This is a genomic window from Cedecea neteri (assembly GCF_000758305.1).
Taxonomy (GTDB): domain Bacteria; phylum Pseudomonadota; class Gammaproteobacteria; order Enterobacterales; family Enterobacteriaceae; genus Cedecea; species Cedecea neteri_C.
In genome coordinates this window covers 3271370-3296356 of record NZ_CP009458.1, presented here as the reverse complement: position 1 = coordinate 3296356, position 24987 = coordinate 3271370, and the positions used below count along the sequence as shown (strand labels likewise).

Here is a 24987-nt window from a genome sequence, read left to right as displayed (position 1 = left end):
ATTCCAGAAAACATTATTACGCTGGCCTTAGCGACAAGATGGTCGCCAGCGGCCTGGGGGGGCTAAAGTAATAGCCCTGCAGTCGGTCACAGCCTGCGTGGCAAAGCAGCTTGAGCTGGTTTTCGTTTTCCACTCCCTCTGCCGTCACCGCCATACCCAACGCGGTGGCAATACGTACCGTGCCGTTCACCAACGCCAGCGCCTGCTCGTCGCTGTCCACCAGCCCGGCCAGCGACTTATCAATTTTGATCGTGTCGAAATGAAAGCGACGCAGATAGCCGATGCTCGAATAGCCGTTGCCAAAATCGTCCAGCGCCACCGCCATGCCCAGAGACTTTAGATTTCGAATTGCCGCCAGGGCACGCTCCGGGTTTTCCAGCACATAGCTTTCCGTCACTTCAAGTTCAAGCCGCTGTGCCGGGTACGCAGTTTCCTGTAGCACCCGCGCAACTTTATCCTCAAATTCTGGATCGCGGAACTGAGCCGGGGAAATGTTCACCGACAGTTGGAGATCCTCATAAGGCGCTAAATCACGGCACGCGCGACGAAGCACGAACTGCCCGAGGGAATAGATGAGGCCGCTGGTTTCAGCCACGGAAATAAACTCATCCGGTAGCAGCTCACCTCCGGGGCGGCGCGGCCAGCGCACCAGCGCTTCCACACCGGTCATCGTCTGGCTACGTGCATCAATAATCGGCTGGTACCAGACTTCAAACTCATCTCGTGTAAGACCTACACGAATGTCATTTTCGATGGTTAAACGGCGCTCGCGAACGTTATTTAACGCAGCATCATAATACGTCGTGCGCCCCTTGCCGGTAATTTTAGAGTGATACATAGCGATATCAGCCCGGCGGAACAGCTCCGAACTGCTGCAATCGACCAGCGAGCCCGAAGCTATTCCGATGCTGGCGCTAATATGGATGGTACTTTCCCCTACGGGGACAGGCTGGCTCAGAAAATCCAGGACCGAACCCGCAAAGGCGGCTGAATGTTCCCCGGCCCTCTCCCCGCCTATCATCATGGCAAATTCATCCCCTCCCATGCGTACCAGCATGCCGTTTTGCGGCACGCGATCGCGAAGAGCATGAGCAATGGTCACGATTAACTGGTCGCCTTTGTCGTGCCCGTAAATATCATTCACATCCTTAAAACCATCGAGATCGATAAATACCACGCTTTTTTCGTCGGTATCTCCCCGTTTACTGATGGTTTCCAGCCGCTCGATAAGCGCTCGTCGGTTGGGTAAATGACTGAGCCAGTCGGTCAGCGCGATGTTTCTCGCCTGCTTTTCTCCGCGTGCCAGCTTGTACAACCCCAGGCTGCTGATGACGATAAACACCAGGATTAATACTGCCGCAAGCAACGTAATACGCAGAATGTCTGCCGAAGCGGCACGGGCAGCCTCTGCCCCAGGCTGCCTTGGTTCCCAGCTTAGATAACCCAGCGTTTCACCGGATGCGCTGCTCAACGGGACGCTGGAGGAATCCGCTGGCGTGGACGTCAGGCGCAGGTTCTCAATTTGGAAGGTGTTGCCCAACTCTTTCAGCATCAGATCGTTGATCTGACGGCCAATCACCAGGTAACGCCGCGTCGCATCGTGGACCTGAAGCCGCCCTAGCATGGGCCGAATAAGCCCAATCCCGATAAACGAAACGCCGCTTCCGGTCTGAGTGATACCGGCAAAGATCTTTTTGTCATCTCTCAGCGTTTGCGCGTTTTGATACACGAGGGACTCAAACCCCTTCCCTAGTTGCGAGATGTTTTGCCCTGTCACTCGCTGCCCGCGAAACGATCCCCAAAGCACATTGAACCCCTCATCCAGCACATACACGCCATCGTAGAGATTGTTGATTTTGTAACCAGCCCCCCAGGTGTTATACAGCCAGTTAACGTCCAACTCAGGGCGGTAAACTTGATTGACGGCATCGTCCCAAACCGCATTGTCGATAACCAACGCCCACACGCGATTGACCGAAGTCTGAATGGCCCCTTGCACCGACAGTGCGCTTCGGTGTTCATCTATCTCATTGGTTTTACTGCTGATAAGGTGAAGTGAAAGGTAGAGAAGTGAGATAACCGACACGATCAGCCCGATGCCTGCCACAAACACCATGGCAAACAAGGTTCCGGCAACGGGAGTGCTTTTCCAGCTAAGGAGATTACGCAATTTCAGCTCTCTTCTAAGTGAAATAACGTGGATATTTTCGGCATTGGATTTATAGAAGTGCTTTTACCGTAAAATAAGCGTAATACACCCTGAGGAAAGCGCTGCCCGAATAATTAACGGGCAGCGTGATGGATCAGGCAATTTTGATAATAATCATCCCTACCAATAGCAGGCTAATGCCGACCCAGCCTTTGCGATTGAGGCGCTGGCCGAAGAGGATCCAACCTGCAGCCACGGTGGCTGCAATACCAAACCCGCCCCAGAGCGCATAGGCTACGGATAACTCAATACCTTTAACCGCCTGAGCCAGGGCACTGAACGCGGCCAGGACGGCCAGCAAGGACAGTACGCCGTATATCGGGCGTTTAAAACCATCAGATTGTTTTAAAAAAATATTGGCAACAATTTCCAGAACAATAGCTAACGCCAGCCACAGGGCGTGTACCCACTCAAACGACGGCATGATGTTCTCCTTTCTTAGACATTACCGGGCGTGATTTTTTTTCTCGCGTACCCGATTTAATCAGCGCAATACCGACAACCAGCGTGGTCAGGCCGAGTATTTTTAGCGGTGAAATGGACTCATCAAACAACATGACGCTGAAGACGGTAATAAACAGAATACCGATACCTTCCCACATGGCGTAGGCCACACCAAGGGCAATTTTTTTTACCGAAAACGCCAGGAAAATATAGGAAATTGCGATCATGACCAGCATGAAAATATAACCCATATTACTCTCACTAACGCTTGACCATTTCATTGATAAGGTGCCGGTAATTTCGGCAACGATGGCTAATCCCAATAAAATCCAATAAATCATGATTTCTCTCCTGACAGAGAAAATAAAGATGCAAAAAACCGACAAGCGACGTCAAAACGACGGGCAAGGGAAAATTAAAAAACCAGAATAATTGTCAGAAGAAAGGGACTAAAGCGCGTTGCGCCAGTGCTGCTCACCAGAAAGTGAAGAAGTAGACGTGATAAAAACAGGATGCTGATTGACTGAAATGCTGAACGTATTGTCCATAATATTTCCAACTTATCCGCGGTGTTGCTTCTCGTCAGTTGCGGATAGAAAATTGTCCTCGGTAGTTAAACACGACGATTTTATACCATAAATCGGTATGTTAGCGCCTGACCTTTACACTCCTTTACGATAAATGACAGTAAAAACACAATGTATTAAACTGTTTTTAGCGTTTAAAATAACGTAATAAAGGGATGACTATTTTAACGGCGGTGTATTATTCCCCCTCCCGCACACTGGAGAACCAGCCACAATGGCAAAACCAATTATTACACTTAAAGCACTGAAAGCTGTGATTATGCTGGGCATGCTGGTCATTATTCTGGTGGGTATTAAAGCGGCAGCCGATATCATCGTGCCGTTTATTCTGGCGCTATTTATTGCCGTTATTCTCAACCCGTTGATTCGTCGCCTTGAGCGGCTGCGGGTGCCGCGCGTGTTGGCCATTAGCCTGGTCATTGTCGTCATTATTCTGAGCATGGTGCTGCTGCTGGCTTATCTCGGCACTTCGCTGAATGAACTGGCACGCACCCTGCCGCAATACCGCTCTTCGCTAGTGATTCCCTTAAAAACCCTTGAGCCCTGGCTGCAGCGAGCGGGAATCTCTGTTTCCGTCGATGAGTTAATGAAGTATGTCGACCCTAATGCCTTGATGACGCTGGTGACCGGCCTGCTGACCCAGCTTTCCAACGCCATGACCTCTATCTTTTTACTGCTGCTCACCGTGGTATTTATGCTGATTGAGGTCCCTCAGTTGCCGCGCAAACTTCAGCAACTGATGTCTCGCCCGGAAGAAGGTATGGGTGCTATTCAGCGTGCGCTGGACAGCGTCAGCCATTATTTGGTGCTCAAAACAGCCATCAGCATCGTCACCGGGCTTGTCGTCTGGGGCATGCTTGCCGCCCTGGATGTTCGCTTTGCCTTTATCTGGGGGCTGCTGGCCTTCGCGCTCAACTATATTCCAAACATCGGCTCCGTACTGGCCGCTATCCCGCCGGTGATACAGGTTCTGGTATTTAACGGGCTCTACGAGGCACTGATTGTCGTCGCAGGTTATCTGCTTATTAATCTGGTGTTTGGCAATATTCTGGAGCCGCGCATGATGGGCCGCGGACTTGGGCTGTCGACGCTGGTGGTGTTCCTGTCACTAATTTTCTGGGGCTGGCTGCTTGGTCCGGTCGGTATGCTGCTGTCTGTGCCACTGACCATTGCGGTGAAGATTGCGCTGGAGCAAACGGAAGGCGGGAAAAGTATTGCGGTGCTGCTGAGTGATATGAGTAAGTCCTGAAGATTTTGCCCCTATCCCCAAAAGGGGTGAGAGGTAAGATCACATGCAATATGTTTTATCCCCTCTCCCTTTGGGAGAGGGTTAGGGTGAGGGAAAAAATCACTCCGGATCTAACTCAAAACGCTCCGCAATATACCCCAGCGCCTGCGACACCCCATCCGCACTGATGGTATGCACCACGCCGGGTTCAAACAGCGTTTCAACTTCCGCGCCGGCTTCAATTAACGCCGCGGCAGCCGCTTCACTTTCAGCCCACGGAATCACCTGATCCGCCATGCCATGAATCAACAGCGCCGAAGCATCTGCCGCCACGTGGTACGGTTGGGGTGAAGCAAGGCGCCCGGAAAACGCGACCACGCCCGCCAGTGGAAAACGGGAGGTAGCCAGGACATCCAGGGCCATAATAGATCCCTGAGAGAAGCCCAGCAGGATGACCTGATCTTTACCCGGCGTCACGTCATGCTGCTTAAAAATAGCCTGCAGCTTCGCATCAAACGCGGCACGAGCCTCGGCAACACGCTGCGGGCGGTTTTCTACGGTTACGCCTTCCAGACTGAACCACTGCCAGGCGTCGCCGCCGCCGTCAAAAGGCTCGCTGCCGTTAGGTGAGGCATATAATACTTCAGGCATCACCTGCTGAACGAAAAGCCCCAGCCCTTCGAGATCCGCCCCGGAACTCCCTACGCCATGTAACATCACGATCAGTTTTTTCATTTCCCTGCCCTGTGCTCAAATCTGAATAAATATCCTCGCAGGCGGCTACCTTATCGCGATCCCCCCCTTCACAACAAGTCAACCACCGATAAACAGGCAGCAATGTCGAGCTTGTTTTTGAGCAACTGCTCAAGTATATTTCGCGCTTGAGCAACCGCTCAAATTTGGCTTTTTTAGAGGCATTCAACATGCGCTTCACTAACCGCTGGCTGATTCTGGCGATCCTGACCAGCACCCTTTTCCTGATCATTATTGATATGACGGTGCTTTACACGGCCCTGCCCAGGCTCACCCAGGCCTTAAACGCTACAGCGTCTGAAAAACTGTGGATCATTAACGCCTATCCGCTCGTGGCGGCGGGCCTGCTTCCCGGCGCGGGGATGCTGAGTGACCGCCTGGGTCACAAGCTGCTGTTTATGTGCGGATTGCCAGTGTTCGGCATAGCTTCGCTCTGCGCGGCTTATTCGCCCACGGCTGAACTGCTGATCGCTTCACGCGTGTTTCTGGCTATAGGTGCCACGATGATGATGCCAGCCACGCTTGCCATCGTGCGTCAGGTCTTTACCAACGAGCGCGAGCGGGCGCTGGCCATCGGCATTTGGTCTGCCGTGGCTTCTGCCGCCGCAGCGCTTGGCCCGGTTATTGGCGGCGTGCTGCTGGAATACTTCTGGTGGGGATCGGTCTTCCTGATTAACGTGCCGGTTGTCTTGCTGGTTATCGTTTTTGCCTGGTTCCTGATCCCACGGGATGCGGGGAACGCCAGCCGCCCCTGTGATTTCACCGCATCGCTGCTGATTATGCTTGGCCTTGTCGGCGTGATTTACGCTCTCAAGGAACTCAGCAAGATGGACGCCTCGTGGTTAACCGTGGCTGGCTCTTTGCTGGCTGGCGTGGTCTTTTTAACGTTGTTTGTCCGTCGCCAACAGCGCTCGGCCCAGCCGATGATCGATTTCTCGCTGTTCCGTAACCGCATGTTTGCCAGCGGCATTAGCGTGGCGATTATCACCATGATCGCACTAACCGGCATTGAGCTGGTGCTAACCCAGCGCCTGCAGCTTGTTTTAGGCCTGACGCCGCTGTTAGCCGGGTTGTCGATTCTGCCTATCCCGATTGGTTCGGCCCTGGCCTCACCGCTGGCCGGTGTCGTGCTGCCGCGCTGGGGCGGCGCCAAACTTATGGTCTTCGGCCTGCTGGTAACAGCCATGGGTATGACCGGTATGGCTTTGCTGGCCGATTACAGCCTGGCCCCACAGCTCACCGCGCTGTTTGTTATCGGACTTGGCCTTGGCGTGGCGTTTACCGCCGCATCAACATCCATCATGCTAAATGCCCCGGAAGAAAAAGCTGGCATGGTCGCCGCGATTGAGGATGTCTCATGGGAAATGGGCGGCGTACTTGGTGTCACATTGCTGGGCGGACTGATGACTGCGGTCTACAGCGCAAGCCTGGTGTTGCCTGAAGGCCTGGTTGCGGGGAACAGCGCGTACGACAGCCTGGATGAAGCCCTGCACCTTGCAGGCTCGATGAGCACGGCAAGCGCCGAATTGCTGAGAGAGCTGGCGCGTGACGCCTTCAGCCATGCCTATCTTACGGTGATTATTTGCGCCGCGGTGCTGGTCGCCGTCAGTACGGTGGTATTGAAATATGTACTGCGCCAGTCGGAAAAGCTGTCCAGCCAACATGTTAAAAGCTGATAAGATGCCCCACCAGCGATTCAGATAACCGTGGAAACGTCATGAAAGAAGCACCGGACACGCTAAGAAGCAAAATCCTGAGCGGGGCCATTGAGCTGTTCATTGAGAAAGGCATTGAGAAGGTGACCACCCGTGAACTCACCGAGCGGGTGGGCATCTCGCGAAGCCACATTTACCACTACTTCAGCGACTGGCAAACGCTTTGCATCGAAGCCATGACGGCGTTTTTAATGGCCGATCTGCACAAGTTTACCGCTGAAACCAGCACATTTTCCCCGGAAGATAAGTTGCAACGCTTGATCCACACGTATCTCCCCCACGCGCCGGACGCTGTCTGGCAGCTTTACGGCGCGCTGTGGCACCAGGCGGCGCACAGCAGCGTATGGGCTGAGCTTGCGCTGGTAATGACGCAAAAATGGGAAAAAGTGCTGGCCGATATCGTCGATGACGGCATTGCGGCTGGCGTATTTAAAGCGGTGGATGCCGCCAGAACCACGCGCCAGTTCAGCGCTCTGCTAAACGGTTATGCCGACAAACTACTTGTCGCCTCAGCCCCCGCCGACAGGCAGCTGGCGCTGGACGACATCGACAGTTTTATTCGCCTGGTCCTGCGCGCTGGCTAAATCGCTATCCGACGGCTGATCTCTACCACGCTGTCGCTCGGCAGGCGGTAATAGTGCGTCACATGTGTGGCGTTTCTCACCATGAACGCGAAGCACTTACGCTGCCAGGCTGGCATCCCCTGCCCGTCCTCACGGGCCACGATGGTTTCATGGCCCAGATAATAGGTCACATCTTCCACGCTGAAAGCACACGCCATCTCCCCTAACCTAGCCATCAATTCAGGAATGTGTGGCCTTTCCATAAAGCCGTACTGGGCGATACCGCGCCAGTAATTCGGTGCCTGCTCCACGATCACCAATCTCTCCCCAGCCGGGACGCGCGGAACGTTCATGATAGAAATGGTCAGCGAAAGCACCTGCTCCTGCAACGCGTGGTTGCGCGCCACATGCCACCGCATCACGGGCGGAATACCATTACGCGTTTTGGTCAGAAACACCGCCGAGCCCTGCACGCGCGGCACGTCACGTTCTTTCAGCGCGGCGAAGAAGGTATTCACATCGATAACCTTTTCATTCACCGCGTTGGACGCTGCCGACGCGCCACGGTGCCAGACCAGCATCGTCGTACAGACGATGGCCGCCAGCAGCAGCGGAATATAGCCGCCCTCCAGCACCTTGATCAGATTAGCGATCAGGAAGCTGGTATCGACAATCAAAAAGCCCCCCGCCACCAGCGCGCTGGTCAGCCGTCGCCACTGCCAGATGTGGCGCATCGCCACATATAGCAGCCCGGAGGTCATCAGCATGGTAAGAGACACCGCAATCCCGTAAGCCGCCGCCAGATTTTCGGATGATTTAAAGAATACCGTCAGGAACAGCGTGACGCCCATCAGCAGCCAGTTGATCACGCCGATGTAGATTTGCCCGTAGCTCTCCGCCGCCGTCTGGCGAATGCGCAGCCGCGGCAGCCAACCCAGTTGTATTGCCTGCCGGGTCATCGAAAATGCCCCGGTGATAATCGCCTGACTGGCAATAATGGTGGCCAGCGTGGCAAGGATCACCAGCGGGATAAGCAGTGCCGGTGGGCAAAGGCGGAAGAAGATATTCTGGGTTATATCAGCCCCGGAAAGGATCAGCGCCGACTGCCCCGCGTAGTTCAGCAGCAGGCTCGGGAAGACCACGCCGTACCACGCCATCCAGATAGGCTTTTTACCGAAATGCCCCATGTCGGCATACAGCGCTTCCGCCCCGGTGACGCACAGAAACACGCCGCCCAGCACCATAAAACTGACAAAACCATTGGAGACGAGAAACCGCAGCCCGTACCAGGGATTGATGGCCAGCAGCACCGCCGGATGCTGTGCAATACCCCAAATCCCAAGTCCAGCGATAGAAATAAACCACAGCGCCATAATCGGCCCGAAGACTTTACCGATTTTAGCCGTGCCGAAAGGCTGCACGGCAAACAGCAGCACCAGAATCGTCACCGCAATAGGCAGCACCCAGGTTTCGGCCTCGGGCAGGATTATATTCAACCCTTCAATGGCGGAGAGCACTGAAATGGCTGGTGTAATTGCCCCGTCGCCGTAGATCAACGCCGCACCTAATAAAGCCGCCAGCACCACCCAGCGCGAGCCTTTGTCTCTCGCCACCAGCAGCGACATCAGCGCCATAATGCCGCCCTCGCCGTGGTTGTCGATACGCATCGCAAACATCGCGTACTTCACCGAGGTGATAAGGATCAGCGTCCAGATAATCAGCGACAGCAGCCCCAGAATAACCGACGGGGTGGGATTGTTGCCGGATAACAGCAGCACCGTTTTCAGGGTATAAAGCGGGCTGGTGCCAATATCGCCAAACACCACGCCGAGGGCGCTTCCCGCGAGGATAAATTTATGCGGCGTTGTCCCGGCGGCTTCCGCGCCGGCCGTCTGCGGCTGGTTTGTCATGCACAATCCTTTCTGTGATTTTTCTGGCAGTTGCCATGACAAAGTATAGAGGTTGGGGGAATTTTTCAGCCAGGGGCGGCTAAAAAAACCTGGCGGGGGGCCAGGTCTGGGGGCATTTTAGAAATTGCTACCCTGCTTTATCGTCAAATTTCTTACGTGTTAGTTTTTTATAAACCAGCGTTGTTATTAATATAAAGATGCTGTTCAATAGTACTGTAAGTGCTAAAAGAGTCGACATATAAATATCAACCCAAACATTCTCTTCTACAAAGCCTTTCCTTTCAGAATACCAGATGTATAACTCACGTTCAGGCGAATACGCAAACAGCCCACAATATATGGCCACTGCACTTGCGGTAAATATAAGCCATGTCAGCATCGGCTTAACATATTGGATATTAAAAAACATAAACCGTCCTTGTCCGAAGCACAATTTTAACGTTTACGTCACAGTCATGAATACCAATTTTACTTTTAACATTAACATAAAAAACCCCTTGTTTTATAGACATTAAAACTAGCATCTTATTATCATCAATCAACACATATATGAGGAAAATCCAATTCGATAAGAATAAGGCTAAAACCAAGTCGATGCAAAAACATGGACTTGGTGAGAGCTTAAAAGTAACGTTTTCTAATACATACCGTGATGTAAATTACCAGCGAAACGATGAGTAGCGATAGTACACATAAAGATAAGAAATAATATTTATCCCATGTATCTCCGGAAATCACACCTGTAAAACGCCGTACAAAACTGTAAGCTGCACGTTCAGGCCCATAAATAAACAGCAGTACGAAGACCACACAATACAATGCAGCCTCACTCAGCCAAATCCATACATATTTCATCAGTATACCTGCACTGTACCAAAAGCTGAAAGTGAGGCACTAACCTGTATTTTGGGCGTTTTAAGCAATGCTTCACGTAAAAGCATAAAATCAGATAATCTGGGTAAAGTAATGCATCCTTCGCTGGTCCCCTTATATCCTGCTGGGTGTAAGCGAAAATGTCCCCTTTCAACCACATCTATAAAGGTAAAATCATCAATTTGTTCATCATTTCGGTAAAGTGCAAACCAGATCGAACGATCTGAACCACTGATTACAGATGCAATTGAATCATTGATCGAAGTCACTATACCACCAGTACCTCTGATGACTATGTAGTACTGCCCCGGTGGAAGTGGACCAATATTTTTTACTGCAATGTCATCCGGATTATTGCGGGATGCTCCCGTACCTGAATAGGCGGGGAAAAATCCAACCCCAGGGCAGCTCAATGTACTTAGCGCCCCACCGTTAAGATGGAACGTGCAGCGGATCATCGTTCGCTCCAACTATCAGAAAAGATGATATTTCCGTCGCAATGTTTCCAGGTAATTTTCTCGTAGCGCAGCGACACGGCTTCCAGATGATTATGTTTCTCGGTGGCCGGATTCTTGCAGTCATGCATCATCGGGCATATTGAAATGACTTTTACGCCTTCCAATAACATATTGAAGTACTCTTCTTCCTGTCCGGAATAGTTAATCTTGTACCATTTTATTTCAACACTCTTTAGCGTCTGCCCTCTTGCGACGGCTTTATAGAGATAAGGACTCGATGAATCAAATTCTTTTTCAAACGTTAGCGGAGCGTGTACGCGTGTGCCGGTAATTTTCCCCGTACTGTTGTCTGTGGGCAAATACAGGCCATGACCAAACCCGAGTATCTCAATGCTTCCCTCACGATCCTGAACATCGACAGAGCCTTTGATATCTGCCCCACCATCATCTTTCAGCCATAAATAAGCCGGTATTGCCATTTTTCATCTCCTTATTATCAATAAGGAGCCAACCCTATATATGAATTAAATTCACTTCAAACCAGAAACTTTGAAAAAATCTTAACTCTTTTTAATTCCCTTAATTATTGCCCTGTATTGACGATTCAAATAAAAAAGGCCTAACGGTTTCCCGCCAGGCCAAAGGTACTCCACATTAAAACGCTTTTTTAATTAAAGACCATCCCGCCGTCGATAAGCAGCGACTGCCCGGTCATATAGTCGGAGTCCGCGCTGGCCAGATAAGACACACAGGCGGCCACATCTTCCGGCTCGGACAAACGCCCCAGGGTGATGCGTTTGGCGAACTCGGCGGTGCCATAGCCCAGCGGTTTGCCTGCGGCTTCGGACACCTGACGGTCGATTTCGGCCCACATAGGCGTTTTGACTATCCCTGGGCAGTAGCCGTTCACGGTGATGCCCAACGGCGCCAGGTCGCGCGCTGCGGTTTGGGTCAGGCCGCGCACGGCAAATTTGCTGGAGCTGTAAACAGCCAGTTCCGGGTTACCCACGTGGCCGGCCTGGGAACAGGCGTTAATGATTTTCCCACCGTGACCCTCTGCTTTAAAAGCTTTAACCGCGGCCTGAATACCCCAAATCACGCCCTTCACGTTGATGTTGTAGACCTTATCGACGATTTCCGGGGTGATCTCCTCGATAGGGGTAGACGGCGCCACGCCTGCGTTGTTGACGATGACATCAAAACCGCCCAGTCCTTTGCGGGCAGCCTCAACGGCGGCGAAAACCTGATCGCGGTCGGACACGTCCGCAGTCACTTCCAGCGCGCGACCGCCGTTGCGGTTAATTTCGTCCGCCACTTCTTTTGCGGTTTTAGCGTTGTAGTCCGCCACGGCGACGGCAAAGCCGTCTTTAGCCAGACGCAGGGCAATAGCTTTCCCGATCCCCTGACCGGCCCCGGTAACCAGTGCTACTTTTTTCATCACAATATCCTTCTGTTATTTAAAGAATTTGGCTGAGGTGCAGCTGACTCATCAGCAGATGGTTGTCGCTGTAATCAACCGGAATCGCTACCACCGCTGGACCATTCACATCCATAGCGGCGCGTAAAGTCGGCTCCAGCGCTTCCGCACTTTCCACCGCGAAGCCTCGCGCGCCGAAGGCGTCCGCGTAAGCTTTGAAGTCCACCGGCCCGAAGTTCACGCCGGACAGACGCTGGTATTTTTTCTCTTCCTGAATCGCCACCATGTTGTAGGCGTTATCCACCCAAATGATGTGCAGCACGTTAGCGCCCAGGCGCACCGCCGTTTCCAGCTCCATGCTGGACTGCAGGAAACCGCCGTCACCGGATACCGAAACCACTTTGCGGCCCGGATTCACCAGCCACGCGCCAATGGCCCACGGCAGCGCTACGCCCATGGTTTGCTGGCCGTTAGAGATCATCAGCTGACGCGCGCGGAAGCTGTAGAGGTAACGGGCGATCCAGATATGGAAACTGCCCATATCGACGGTCAGCGTCACGTCGTCGTTCACGATGTCCTGCATCGCCCGGACGATACGCAGCGGGTGGAGAGCAAACTGATTCAGTTGTGCACCCCGGCGACTCAGCAGTTCACGCTGGTGCTGCCTGTCCACGAGGATTTCAGATGCTCGCGGGCTAAGAATCAGCGGTTTTTCAATGCGGGCGGTGAGTTTGTCCAGCGTGCTGGCGATATCGCCCACCAGCTCGACGTCCGGCACGTAGTTACGTTCTTCATATGCGGGCAGCACGTCGATATGTACCAGCGTCGCATCGCCGGTATTCCACATCGCCGGCTCATATTCCACGGGGCTGTAGCCGATACAGATAACCAGATCCGCAAGCTGCAGCAGGCGGTCACCGGCCTGGTTATTAAACAGCCCAATGCGCCCGGCAAAACGAGCAAAATGCTGCTGATTCACCGCACCTGCGGCCTGATAGGTGCTAGTGACCGGGATATGGCTTTTTTCCAGCAGATGGAACAGCGCCGCGCTGTTTTCCTGCTGACTTGCCATCAGCCCAAGCAGGAATACCGGATTTTTGGCCTGCGAGATAAGTTTCGCCACGTCGTTAATAGCGGCGTCCGGCGCGGCACCAGCTTTCACCGATCCGTTAGCGGGCAAAATGTTTCCGGTTGCCGGGCCGTCGCTGATGTCCTGCGGCAGGCTGACAAAGGCGCTACCGGGGCGGCCATGCTCGGCGGCACGGAAAGCGTTCGAAACCACCTCGGCAATGGCGTCGGAAGAAGGCACTTCTACTGAGTATTTCGTCACCGGGCTAAACATCGCCACGGTGTCCATGCTTTGGTGTACCAGCTTGGCTTTATCGGAACGTTTTACCGCCCCGCCCAGCGCCACAACCGGGTCGCCTTCGCTGTTGGCAGTTGCCATGCCTGTTATCAGGTTTGAGCAGCCGGGGCCCGAAGTCACCAGCGCCACCCCCGCTTTCCCGGTGATGCGCCCCACTGCTGCAGCCATAAAGGCCGCATTGGCTTCGTGGCGAACCGGAATCAATTCAATCGGCGAGTCGTTCAGGGAGTCAAAAACCTTATCGATCTTCGCCCCAGGAATCCCAAAGACGTGCTTCACGCCCTGAGCTTCAAGCTGGCTGACCACCATGTCAGCGCCGTGCGCCCACTGACGCAAAGGTTTTTTGTTATTCATGGCTCACATCTCCTCAGGGAACGCTAGTTTTCAACCGCGCGAATCGCCGCGTCGAGGTTTTCTGGGTGCAGGTTGGCGTTAAGAAATGCGCTGTCTGCCGGAAGGTCGATCATCAGCTTGTGGATCTCGCCGAAGGTGAGCACCCCCTGCTCCAGCTGATAGTCGAGCAGATGCCCGCCGCCCTGGCGGTCATCGGTAATAAAGTGTTCGTGATAGCCCGCCACGTTAATGCCCTGCATATGTTGCGGGGTGCGGAACCCCACCAGCACGCCTTTGCGACCGTTAAAACGGAATACCGGCTGGTCGTCCAGTACATCGGTCATGGCGCGGTAGGGTGGCTTCTGGCGAGGAACAGTGCGTGTATGAGCGTGGCGGAAATGGCCGTCGATGCGCAGGGCACAAAACAGATTATCGGAAGGAATTATTGCATCGATAATCTCGTGCAGCTTCTGGCGGCTGGTCGTGCTGTCAATGCGCAGGCGGTATTGCGGTTTAAACCAGGTCATCACCGCAAACGGCGTTTTCTGCTGCGGACTGGCCGCTCTGGCGCTGCCGTCTGACCGTAATTGATACACATTGCTGTTGAAGGCAATCATCTCGCCGTCCAGCTCGTTAAACGTGCCCAGGCCAAAGTCACCGTGCTTCAACAGGTCGGCCATGGTGGTTTCCCCTTCATAGACGCCGCTCAGTAATGCGCTCATCAATGAAGTCTGATATATCATGTTTTCTTTATTAGCTGCAGCGAAGGTCTCGACCATCTCTAAAAGACTTTCTTCGCAGGAACATAGAGTTAGATCGCTCATGGCGTTTGTCACCTCGGGCTGAAGGTTAAGAAACTTTAATTAAATGTTGACGTGATCCAGCTCACAGTTCCAATATAAAAGCCCTTCTGGTTTGAGACGTTTTCGATATGGAACTTCGCTATCTCCGCTATTTTGTCGCCGTCGCCCAGACGCACAATTTCACCCGGGCAGCCGAACTGCTGGGTATTTCCCAGCCTCCTCTTAGCCAACAAATTCAACGCCTTGAACGCGAAGTGGGCACGCCACTGCTGCACCGCTTAACGCGGGGGGTGGAGCTGACGGATGCGGGAGAAGCGTTTTATCAGGATGCCTGCCAGATTTTGGCCCACAGCGACGCTGCGCTGGAGAAAGCTCGCGGCATTGCCCGCGGTATTAACGGCAAGCTGTCGCTCGGGATAACCAGTTCAAACGCGTTTAATCCAAAGATTTTTTCTCTGCTGCGCCAGTTTCAGGCTCACTATCCGGCCATCGAGCTTCGTCAACGGGAAACCAATATGGCAGGGCTGATGCAGGAGCTGGATGAAGGCTTGCTGGACGTGGCGTTCGTGCGCCTGCCCTGCGAAAGCAGCAAGCGGTTTGCGCTCAAGCTAATTGACGAAGAACCGATGATGATTGCCCTGCACAAGGATCATCCTCTTTCTGGAGAGAAAGAACTGGCCCTGCAGGCGCTAGCCGACGTCCCGCCGGTGCTATTCCCGGAAGAAGTGGCTCCAGGACTTTATGGACTGATGTATGACGCCTGCCTGCGGGCGGGAATTGATCTGACAAGCGCCTGCCAGGCTTCACAAATCTCGTCCTCGTTAAGCATGGTCTCGGCAGGCTTCGGGTTTGCCTTAGTTCCCCAATCGATGACCTGTATCTCGTGCCCGAACGTCACCTTCCACGCGATTCGCGGTGACCAGGTGAAGACGGACATTGCGCTGGCCTGGCGGCAGTTTGAACGCTCCCCGTCAGTGAAACGTTTTATCCAGCTGTTCGCCCACTGAGCCGATTACCGCCGCGACTATCAGGTACTGCGCCCGGATCGTGCTATGGAATCCGGGCGTTATGATCCGTTTCCCCATACTCACGCCCACCCACCCCATAATTAAAAGAAACAAAAACAACACAGCAAAATAAGCCAAAAGTGACTATCCACTCAGTTATTACGTAATCAATACTAAGAATAATCCTATGTTTGGAATACTAAACAATATCGATTCTTAAAATTAACCACTCTAAAAATGAGACTTATTAGCACCCACCAATTTTGGCAGTTTTTAATTTACTGAATTGTGCAATTTCGCTTATGGACTACGCTTTATGAGAATATTAAATCCACGGCGGGATTATGAAAAAAAAAATTGTCATATCAATGCTTTCTTCTTTAATGGTTTTTCTACCCCTTACCAGTTCTGCTGCAAAGAAAATTGATTCCATACAATCCATTCAGACCGCAGCTAATCAAGCCTGCAGCGGAAACCCTGATAAATCAGGATGTGAAAGGCTTGTCTGGATAACGGCTAAAGTCGCCATGATGAACACCAGTTTTTATCTTCAATCCTGCAGCAATAAGGAAAAAATAGCTAAGGAAAACAAAGCCTCCTGTGATGAGGCTGAGCGACTATTATCGAAAATAAACAGCACAAAATAAATTAGCAGGCTTATAAAAAGCCTGTGACTCAGCCGTTTAATTTTTACCGTTCATTTTAGAGCGGGGAACAGTTTCGTCAGAATAAATACGATTAAAACACAGCAAAACAACAAATCATATTAACAAAACATTCTCCAACAATAGCAGCGGGTAAATCATTGCCTTAATGATATTTCCCTTTTGTTATTTACACCCCTGGGGCAACACATGAATAGAGTCTATAAAGTCATATGGAACGCGTCACTCAAGACCTGTATTGCTGTCGGTGAGCTTTCAAAAAACAAATTATCTTCAGGGGCAGTAACAGCGTCCCCAAAAACGGTGAGAACGGGTCTTGCATTAGCTATCCTGCCTGTTTTTTGGGCGTCACCCACACAGGCTGTCGGTTATTTTGCTGGGGTCGGTGCCGTAGCCGGGACCAATGATAACGCCGTTGCCGTGGGTAATGGTGCGACCGTTACCGGGAACGTAGCAGCAACAGCTATTGGCGGAAGCGCTAATGCCGGAGGGGCCGCTACTCTGGCAACCCAACGCCGTACAGATGGCCTGGGGGATTATAATATTACTAATGCCAGCTCAAGTACGGCGGTTGGGATATCCTCTTCGGCTACAGGTGGAGGATCAACGGCTATCGGCGGCAACAGCATTGCTTCCGGGGCACTAAGTACAGCGTTAGGTGTTGGTAATAATTCATCAGGCCCGTCCTCCACAACAGTGGGCGTCGCAAACTCCGCCATCGGCAACACGGCCGTTTCCATCGGTCGCATGAACGTGGCCAGTGGTGATTTCACCATTGCGATAGGTAATACGACCACGGCGAGTGCCGGGGGAAGCATTGCGCTGGGTAACTCTGCCTCATCAACGGCTTTGGGAGCGATTGCCATTGGTTCGTCTACATTGAATGGCATTCCTCAAGATACTGCGACAAATACTCGTGCCAGTGGCACCAATAGCGTAGCTCTTGGTGCAAACGCCATTGCCAGCCAGGCCAATTCTATTGCTATCGGTGCCACAGCCAACGCCTCTCAGGCAAACAGTGTTGCCTTGGGCAACGGAAGCGTGACCGACGTCGCCCATACGGGCAGTTTTGTTATCAGCGGCAGTGCCGCAGGTACCGCCAATGGTGTTGTCTCGGTAGGGGCGGCAGGCGCTGAACGCCAGATTCAGAACGTCGCTCCCGGCGTACTGAGCGCCACCAGTACAGACGCCATTAACGGCAGTCAGCTGTTTGCTACTAACAATCAGGTCAATACCAACACCGGTAATATCGCCACTAATACCGCAAACATAGCGACAAATACGGCCAATATTGCGGGCAATACTACGTCAATAACCAATCTAACCAACGGTACGGTTGGCCTGGTGAAACAAGATCCCACCACCCAGTATGTTTCCATTGCCGGAGACAAAGCAGGGAATACAGTCAACATCTCAGGAACATCAGGAAACCGTTACTTAATCGGCGTCACAGCAGGGACTTTAAGCGCGGCCAGCACCGACGCGGTGAACGGCAGCCAGCTGTTTGCCACCAATAACCAGGTCTCCACCAACACCGGCAATATTGCGGCTAATACAGCAAATATTGCCGGAAATACGACATCAATAAATAACCTGACCAACGGCACCGTCGGCCTGGTGAAACAGGATCAAACCACCCAGGCGATTTCCGTCGCCGGGGATAAGGCCGGAACTTCGGTGAGCATTGCTGGCACCGCAGGTAACCGAACGCTAAGTGGTGTTGCGCCTGCTGCACTCAACGCCACCAGCACTCAAGCGGTGAACGGCAGCCAGCTGTTTGCCACCAATAACCAGGTTTCCACAAATACCGGTAATATTGCGACGAATACGGCCAATATTGCCGGGAATACGTCGTCAATTAACAACCTGACTAACGGCACCGTCGGCCTGGTCAAACAAGATCAGACCACCCAGGCGATTTCCGTTGCGGGAGACAAAGCCGGGACTTCGGTGAGCATTGCTGGCACCGCAGGTAACCGAACGCTAAGTGGTGTTGCGCCTGCTGCACTGAACGCCACCAGCACTCAAGCGGTGAACGGCAGCCAGCTGTTTGCCACCAATAACCAGGTTTCCACAAACACCGGGAATATAGCGACGAATACGGCCAATATTGCCGGGAATACGACGTCAATTAACAACCTGACTAACGGCACCATCGGCCTGGTCAAACAAGATCAGACCACCCAGGCGATTTCCGTTGCGGGAGACAAAGCCGGGACTTCGGTGAGCATTGCCGGAACCGCCGGAAGTCGTACCCTGACAGGTGTTACCGCTGGAACGCTGAGCGGCACCAGCACCGACGCCGTGAACGGCAGTCAGCTGTTTGCCACCAATAATCAGGTTTCCACAAATACCGGCAATATTGCGACGAATACAGCGAATATTGCTACCAACACAGCCAACATTGCGGGCAACACTTCAGCAATTACCAATTTGACTAACGGCACCGTCGGCCTGGTCAAACAAGATCAGACCACCCAGGCGATTTCCGTTGCGGGAGACAAAGCCGGAACTTCGGTGAGTATTGCAGGAACCGCCGGAAGTCGTACCCTGACGGGTGTTACCGCCGGGACGCTGAGCGGCACCAGCACCGATGCCGTGAACGGCAGCCAGCTGTTTGCCACCAATAACCAGGTGACGGCTAATACGGGCAATATCGCCACTAACACGGCCAATATCGCCGGAAATACGGCAAGCATCGCCACCAACACCACCAACCTCGGCCACGTCGCCTCCTCTCTCGGCGGTGGTGCGGGCATTGCCCCGGATGGTTCATGGACGGCACCGGACTACGCCGTCCAGGGCGGGAACTACTCTAACGTCGGCGCAGCGCTCGGGGCTCTGGACACCGCCACCACCGGCAACAGTACGGCGATCACTAACCTCCAGACGCAGTTGAATGAAGGTGCTGTCGGCCTGGTGAAACAGGATGCGACTACCCGCGAAATCTCCGTGGCGGCAGCCACCGACGGTACCAGCGTCACCTTTGCCAATGCCTCCGGCGTCAGCCGCACGCTCAGCGGCATCGCCGACGGTGAACTCAGCGCCACCAGCAATCAGGCGGTGAACGGCAGCCAGCTGTTTGCCACCAACAATCAGGTGACGGCTAATACGGCAAGCATCGCCACCAACACCACCAACGTCGGCCACGTCGCCTCCTCCCTCGGCGGCGGCGCGGGCATTGCCCCGGATGGTTCATGGACAGCACCGGACTACGCCGTCCAGGGCGGGAACTATGCCAACGTCGGCGCAGCGCTCGGCGCACTGGACACCGCCACCACCGGCAACAGCACGGCGATCACTAACCTCCAGACGCAGCTGAACGAAGGCGCGGTCGGCCTGGTGAAACAGGATGCGACTACACGGGAGATATCCGTGGCGGCAGCCACCGACGGCACCAGCGTCACCTTCGCCAATGCCTCCGGCGTCAGCCGCACGCTTAGCGGCGTCGCCGACGGTGAACTCAGTGCCACCAGTAATCAGGCGGTGAACGGCAGCCAGCTGTTTGCCACCAATAACCAGGTGACGGCTAATACGGCCAATATAGCGGGGAACACGGCAAGCATCGCCACCAATACCACCAACCTCGGCCACGTCGCCTCCTCTCTCGGCGGCGGCGCGGGCATTGCCCCGGACGGCAGCTGGACAGCACCGGACTACGCCGTCCAGGGCGGGAACTACGCCAACGTCGGCGCAGCGCTCGGTGCGCTGGACACCGCCACCACCGGCAACAGCACGGCGATCACTAACCTCCAGGCGCAGCTGAACGAAGGTGCAGTCGGCCTGGTGAAACAGGATGCGACCACCCGGGAGATCTCCGTGGCGGCAGCCACCGACGGCACCAGCGTCACCTTCGCCAATGCCTCCGGCGTCAGCCGCACCCTCAGCGGCGTTGCCGACGGTGAACTCAGCGCCACCAGCAATCAGGCGGTGAACGGCAGCCAGCTGTTCGCTACCAATAATCAGGTAACGACCAATACCGGCAATATCGCGACGAATACGGCAAATATCGCAACCAACACTGCAAATATCGCGGGAAATACGGCAAGCATCGCCACCAATACCACCAACCTTGGTAATGTGGCCTCCTCCCTCGGCGGTGGTGCGGGCATTGCCCCGGATGGTTCATGGACGGCACCGGACTACGCCGTCCAGGGCGGGAACTACTCTAACGTCGGCGCAGCGCTCGGCGCGCTGGACACCGCCACCACCGGCAACAGTACGGCGATCACTAACCTCCAGACGCAGCTGAATGAAGGCGCGGTCGGCCTGGTGAAACAGGATGCGACCACCCGGGAGATCTCCGTGGCAGCGGCGACCGACGGCACCAGCGTCACCTTCGCCAATGCCTCCGGCGTCAGCCGCACGCTTAGCGGCGTCGCCGACGGTGAACTCAGCGCCACCAGTAATCAGGCGGTGAACGGCAGCCAGCTGTTCGCTACCAATAATCAGGTAACGACCAATACCGGCAATATCGCGACGAATACGGCAAATATCGCAACCAACACTGCAAATATCGCGGGAAATACGGCAAGCATCGCCACCAATACCACCAACCTTGGTAATGTGGCCTCCTCCCTCGGCGGTGGTGCGGGCATTGCCCCGGATGGTTCATGGACGGCACCGGACTACGCCGTCCAGGGCGGGAACTACTCTAACGTCGGCGCAGCGCTCGGCGCGCTGGACACCGCCACCACCGGCAACAGTACGGCGATCACTAACCTCCAGACGCAGCTGAATGAAGGCGCGGTCGGCCTGGTGAAACAGGATGCGACCACCCGGGAGATCTCCGTGGCAGCGGCGACCGACGGCACCAGCGTCACCTTCGCCAATGCCTCCGGCGTCAGCCGCACGCTTAGCGGCGTCGCCGACGGTGAACTCAGCGCCACCAGTAATCAGGCGGTGAACGGCAGCCAGCTGTTCGCTACCAATAATCAGGTAACGACCAATACCGGCAATATCGCGACGAATACGGCAAATATCGCGACCAACACTGCAAATATAGCGGGAAATACGGCAAGCATCGCCACCAATACCACCAACCTCGGCCACGTCGCCTCCTCTCTCGGCGGCGGCGCGGGCATTGCCCCGGACGGCAGCTGGACAGCACCGGACTACGCCGTCCAGGGCGGGAACTATGCCAACGTCGGCGCAGCGCTCGGGGCGCTGGACACCGCCACCACCGGCAACAGTACGGCGATCACTAACCTCCAGACGCAGCTGAACGAAGGCGCGGTCGGCCTGGTGAAACAGGATGCGACCACCCGGGAGATCTCCGTGGCGGCAGCCACCGACGGCATCAGCGTCACCTTTGCCAATGCCTCCGGCGTCAGCCGCACCCTCAGCGGCGTTGCCGACGGTGAACTCAGCGCCACCAGCAATCAGGCGGTTAACGGCAGCCAGCTGTTTGCCACCAATAATCAGGTGACGGCTAATACGGTCAGTATCGCCGGAAATACGGCAAGCATCGCCACCAACACCACCAACCTCGGCCACGTCGCCTCCTCTCTCGGCGGCGGTGCGGGCATTGCCCCGGATGGTTCATGGACGGCCCCGGACTACGCCGTCCAGGGCGGGAACTACTCTAACGTCGGCGCAGCGCTCGGCGCGCTGGATACCGCCACCACCGGCAACAGCACGGCGATCACTAACCTCCAGACGCAGCTGAACGAAGGTGCGGTCGGCCTGGTGAAACAGGATGCGACCACCCGGGAGATCTCCGTGGCGGCAGCCACCGACGGTACCAGCGTCACCTTTGCCAATGCCTCCGGCGTCAGCCGCACCCTCAGCGGCGTTGCCGACGGCGAACTCAGCGCCACCAGCAATCAGGCAGTCAATGGGAGTCAGCTGTTTGCTACCAATGCACGTGTCTCGACCAACACCACCAACCTCGGCCACGTCGCCACCTCCCTCGGCGGTGGTGCGGGTATCGCCCCGGACGGCACATGGACAGCACCGGACTACGCCGTCCAGGGCGGGAACTATGCCAACGTCGGCGATGCGCTCAGTGCGCTGGATGTAGCGACCACGGGCAACAGCACCGCTATCACCAACCTCCAGACAGAGATCAACAACGGCGGGCTTGGTCTGGTGAAACAGGATGCAACGACTCGCGATATCACCGTGGCGGCCGCAACCGATGGGGATTTAGTCTCCTTCACTAACAGCACAGGTAACACCCGTACCTTGTCCGGCGTGACCGCCGCATTGTTAAGCAGCACCAGCACGCAGGCGGTCAACGGCAGCCAGCTTTATGCCGCCAACAACACCATCGTCAATATTCTCGGCGGCAGCGCGGCGCTGGACGGCAATGGCAATATCACCGGCCCGACCTGGACCATTCAGGGCACCACCACCAACAACATCAGCCAGGCGCTGGCCTCGCTGGACAACTCCGTGAATGACCTGAAGAAGGAGGCCCAAAGCGGCGGCGGTAAAATTGTCACGCAGCCAGATCCCAAAGATACGGTGTCAGTCGGTGGACATACTGGCGGCACGAGCGTCTCGCTTACCGGGCAGGAAGGAGATCGCAAACTTACCGGTGTCGCCAACGGTGTGAACGATAATGATGCAGTAACTGTGGCGCAGCTGAATGCACTGAGCCGGGAAGTTGTCGCCGCCAGCAAACAGCTGGCCGTCAACGTAAGTGACAGCGTCACGCCAGCGTCCGCTACCGGGGCAGACAGTATTGCCCTGGGCGGGAACGCTAACAGTTCAGGGACCAATGCCATTTCGATTGGTAACGGCGCTGCCGCCTCGGGAAGCGGGAGCTCTGCCGTCGGTGCCTCCTCCTCTGCCAGCGGCACGAACGCCACCGCGATGGGGCAAAACAGCAATGCTTCCGGCGCCAACTCTGTTGCCCTCGGCAGCAGCTCCACCGCCAGCGGCAGCAATAGCGTCGCGCTGGGCGCAAACTCCGTTGCCTCACGCGATAACAGCGTGTCCGTGGGCGCGGCCGGAAACGAACGTCAGATAACCAATGTGGCAGCAGGCACGCAAAGCACCGATGCCGTGAACCTTGGACAGCTCAACAGTGCTCAACAGCAAAACAACCGCGCATTCAGCCAGCTGAGTCGCCGTATTGACAGGGTTGAAAACAAGCTGACGGCGGGTATTGCCTCATCCATGGCGATGGCTGGGATCCCGCAGGCATACCAGCCTGACTCAAACCTGGTCGGGGCCGCGATTTCCGGCTACTCCGATAAGAGCGCAATTGCCGTGGGCATATCAAAAATTTCTGAAAACGGCCGGTGGATCACCAAGCTGCAGGCCAGCGCCAACACCGAAAGCGATGTGGGTGCATCAATTGGGGTAGGTTATCAGTGGTAAATAAAATGATGAGAAAATGCGCAATATTACCGGCAGTCATTGCTCTTGCCGCCCTGGCGGGCTGTAAAGAGGCCAACAAGGATGATACCCGGCAACAGGGGATGATTACCGTCTCCTCCGTGCCGCTGTTACAGCAGGCGCTGGTCAATGAAGTCCCCGCCCCAGGCGGGCAGCTGAATGAAGCCGTGATGTCCAGTATTTGCCAGTATGTCGCCGGGCAAATAGACAAAGCGCATCTGGACGCCAGTCTGGCGGAACAAAGCCTGAATGCCAGCGCCTTTGGTACGAATGATGGAAAACAGCCCCCGGATTATGCGCTAAAGTGCGCCGCGTATGTTTCAGCTAAGATCTTCAAAACGGACATCTTCCTCGCCAGCGAACACCTGCAGGCTAATGATGAGCAAGCCGTGGAGCAAATTGCCCAGCGGCTGCAGCAGTTGACACCCAGCGCCGTTCACGTAGCGCAGTACCTTGCTCAACTGGCCACGTCCAGTGAAGGCATGACCTTTGCCACGGTGGCCGACTACCAGACTTTCATCCACCAGCAGCTGTCTGAAACGGCTCCGGCCTTCGTGAAGTCAGTGATGAATGATCCTGCTCAGCCTGAAAGCTACCGGGATCGTGGTGTTAATGCAGGATATCGTTTCCGGATCTCGAATAATACGATAGTGATGTCTTTATATGATGCAGACTGGCTCGGAAACGGAAAAGTTATGGGAACAGAATATAAGGTAAGCATTCAGAGGAAGAAATAAAATTGAGTGCCGCCGCCACGGCGGCACTTTTATTCTTAGCGGCACCTGAGCACTATTTATTCTTAGCGGCACCTGAGCACTATTTATTCAACGTAGCCACATAGCCTGAAAAACGCCATTTCCCGTCTTCATCCTTACGGAAAGAAACTAATTCATTGCCCTGGCGCCCATCTGAAAATGTCGAGTTGAAATTAACGTTCACATAATGGCCAGGATTCACATTGCCGCTCTGCTCCGCCATCTGCACCTGCGTGATGCTTCTCCACGCACGGTTTTTCACGCTCCCAACCGCCAGCCTGTTGCTGTCTACCTGAGAAACGAACGTTTTTTCATTCACGGCATTTTGCGTATGTTTTGTCGCCTCTTTCCATATTTTTTGATAACCACCGGAATCAATCACGGCGGCAGCTTTCAGCGCCATATCTTTAAAAGCTGTTGGATCATTGGACGGATTAGCCTCATTGGCCAGAACGGGCTGAACCAGCAGTAAAAATAAGGCAAAACCGGAATACTTTATTGTCCTCACGCAACTTCTCCTTCGCCGATTAAAATAGGTAACACGCAGGCTTACG

Annotated in this window: 19 protein-coding genes and 1 pseudogene; 8 read left to right on the top strand and 12 right to left on the bottom strand. The window is 54.6% G+C overall.

The window, feature by feature from the left end:
- Window positions 1-16: 16 nt before the first annotated feature.
- From LH23_RS15470 to mdtJ, 3 genes are all read right to left on the bottom strand, one after another.
- The gene (locus tag LH23_RS15470; protein ID WP_039292896.1) at window positions 17-2170 is read right to left on the bottom strand and encodes a bifunctional diguanylate cyclase/phosphodiesterase; all 2154 of its coding nucleotides are present in this window, start codon (window positions 2168-2170) and stop codon (window positions 17-19) included.
- Between the two features lie 133 nt (window positions 2171-2303).
- Window positions 2304-2633: a multidrug/spermidine efflux SMR transporter subunit MdtI gene (gene mdtI / locus LH23_RS15465; RefSeq protein WP_039292892.1), complete on the bottom strand. Its 330-nt coding sequence runs from the start codon at window positions 2631-2633 to the stop codon at window positions 2304-2306.
- A complete protein-coding gene (mdtJ, locus tag LH23_RS15460) occupies window positions 2620-2994 on the bottom strand; it encodes a multidrug/spermidine efflux SMR transporter subunit MdtJ (RefSeq protein ID WP_039292889.1) in 375 nt (124 codons plus the stop codon). Before mdtJ ends, mdtI begins: the two co-directional genes overlap by 14 nt.
- A gap of 460 nt (window positions 2995-3454) precedes the next feature.
- Here mdtJ and LH23_RS15455 point away from each other — a divergent pair, with 460 nt between their 5' ends.
- Window positions 3455-4489 (top strand): AI-2E family transporter, encoded by a 1035-nt coding sequence (locus tag LH23_RS15455; protein WP_039292887.1) that lies wholly within the window; start codon window positions 3455-3457, stop codon window positions 4487-4489.
- A gap of 99 nt (window positions 4490-4588) precedes the next feature.
- On the opposite strand, the gene LH23_RS15450 is transcribed toward LH23_RS15455, so the two are convergent.
- Entirely contained in the window at window positions 4589-5203 is a 615-nt protein-coding gene (locus LH23_RS15450; protein WP_039292884.1) for an alpha/beta hydrolase, read from the bottom strand.
- 188 nt (window positions 5204-5391) lie between these two features.
- Here LH23_RS15450 and LH23_RS15445 point away from each other — a divergent pair, with 188 nt between their 5' ends.
- A complete protein-coding gene (locus LH23_RS15445; RefSeq protein WP_039292882.1) occupies window positions 5392-6897 on the top strand; it encodes an MFS transporter in 1506 nt (501 codons plus the stop codon).
- Window positions 6898-6938: 41 nt separating this feature from the next.
- Window positions 6939-7520 (top strand): TetR/AcrR family transcriptional regulator, encoded by a 582-nt coding sequence (locus tag LH23_RS15440; RefSeq protein ID WP_039292880.1) that lies wholly within the window; start codon window positions 6939-6941, stop codon window positions 7518-7520.
- Here the strand turns inward: LH23_RS15440 and LH23_RS15435 are convergent.
- The 7 genes from LH23_RS15435 to budA form a co-directional block, all read right to left on the bottom strand.
- Window positions 7517-9409, bottom strand: coding sequence for a potassium transporter Kup (locus LH23_RS15435; RefSeq protein ID WP_039292878.1), 1893 nt, complete (start codon window positions 9407-9409; stop codon window positions 7517-7519). The genes LH23_RS15440 and LH23_RS15435 overlap by 4 nt on opposite strands.
- 127 nt (window positions 9410-9536) lie before the next feature.
- Window positions 9537-9818: a hypothetical protein gene (locus LH23_RS15430; protein ID WP_039292875.1), complete on the bottom strand. Its 282-nt coding sequence runs from the start codon at window positions 9816-9818 to the stop codon at window positions 9537-9539.
- 445 nt (window positions 9819-10263) lie between these two features.
- Window positions 10264-10740, bottom strand: coding sequence for a DUF2778 domain-containing protein (locus LH23_RS23515; RefSeq protein WP_071842733.1), 477 nt, complete (start codon window positions 10738-10740; stop codon window positions 10264-10266).
- Window positions 10737-11219 (bottom strand): Hcp family type VI secretion system effector, encoded by a 483-nt coding sequence (locus LH23_RS15425; protein WP_039292872.1) that lies wholly within the window; start codon window positions 11217-11219, stop codon window positions 10737-10739. Before LH23_RS15425 ends, LH23_RS23515 begins: the two co-directional genes overlap by 4 nt.
- A 188-nt stretch (window positions 11220-11407) precedes the next feature.
- On the bottom strand, window positions 11408-12178 hold the full coding sequence (locus LH23_RS15420; RefSeq protein ID WP_039292869.1) for a (S)-acetoin forming diacetyl reductase: 771 nt from the start codon (window positions 12176-12178) through the stop codon (window positions 11408-11410).
- A 19-nt stretch (window positions 12179-12197) separates the two neighbouring features.
- The gene (alsS, locus tag LH23_RS15415; RefSeq protein ID WP_039292866.1) at window positions 12198-13877 is read right to left on the bottom strand and encodes an acetolactate synthase AlsS; all 1680 of its coding nucleotides are present in this window, start codon (window positions 13875-13877) and stop codon (window positions 12198-12200) included.
- Window positions 13878-13900: 23 nt separating this feature from the next.
- Window positions 13901-14680 (bottom strand): acetolactate decarboxylase, encoded by a 780-nt coding sequence (budA, locus tag LH23_RS15410; RefSeq protein ID WP_039292863.1) that lies wholly within the window; start codon window positions 14678-14680, stop codon window positions 13901-13903.
- A gap of 107 nt (window positions 14681-14787) precedes the next feature.
- Here budA and LH23_RS15405 point away from each other — a divergent pair, with 107 nt between their 5' ends.
- The 5 genes and pseudogenes from LH23_RS15405 to LH23_RS15385 all read left to right on the top strand — a co-directional run bounded on the left by LH23_RS15405 (window position 14788) and on the right by LH23_RS15385 (window position 24415).
- Window positions 14788-15666 carry a LysR family transcriptional regulator gene (locus tag LH23_RS15405; protein ID WP_039292860.1) on the top strand — a complete coding sequence of 293 codons (879 nt, stop codon included), beginning with the start codon at window positions 14788-14790 and terminating at the stop codon, window positions 15664-15666.
- 344 nt (window positions 15667-16010) lie between these two features.
- The gene (locus LH23_RS15400; protein ID WP_039292857.1) at window positions 16011-16313 is read left to right on the top strand and encodes a hypothetical protein; all 303 of its coding nucleotides are present in this window, start codon (window positions 16011-16013) and stop codon (window positions 16311-16313) included.
- A gap of 207 nt (window positions 16314-16520) precedes the next feature.
- A pseudogene (locus LH23_RS24445) lies at window positions 16521-16604 on the top strand (ESPR-type extended signal peptide-containing protein); the annotation flags it as partial.
- A gap of 30 nt (window positions 16605-16634) precedes the next feature.
- The gene (locus LH23_RS15390; protein WP_231560136.1) at window positions 16635-23660 is read left to right on the top strand and encodes a YadA-like family protein; all 7026 of its coding nucleotides are present in this window, start codon (window positions 16635-16637) and stop codon (window positions 23658-23660) included.
- Window positions 23661-23665: 5 nt separating this feature from the next.
- A complete protein-coding gene (locus LH23_RS15385; protein WP_039292847.1) occupies window positions 23666-24415 on the top strand; it encodes a hypothetical protein in 750 nt (249 codons plus the stop codon).
- Window positions 24416-24494: 79 nt separating this feature from the next.
- Here LH23_RS15385 and LH23_RS15380 read toward each other — a convergent pair whose 3' ends face one another.
- On the bottom strand, window positions 24495-24941 hold the full coding sequence (locus tag LH23_RS15380; RefSeq protein ID WP_039292844.1) for a DUF4019 domain-containing protein: 447 nt from the start codon (window positions 24939-24941) through the stop codon (window positions 24495-24497).
- Window positions 24942-24987: the final 46 nt, after the last annotated feature.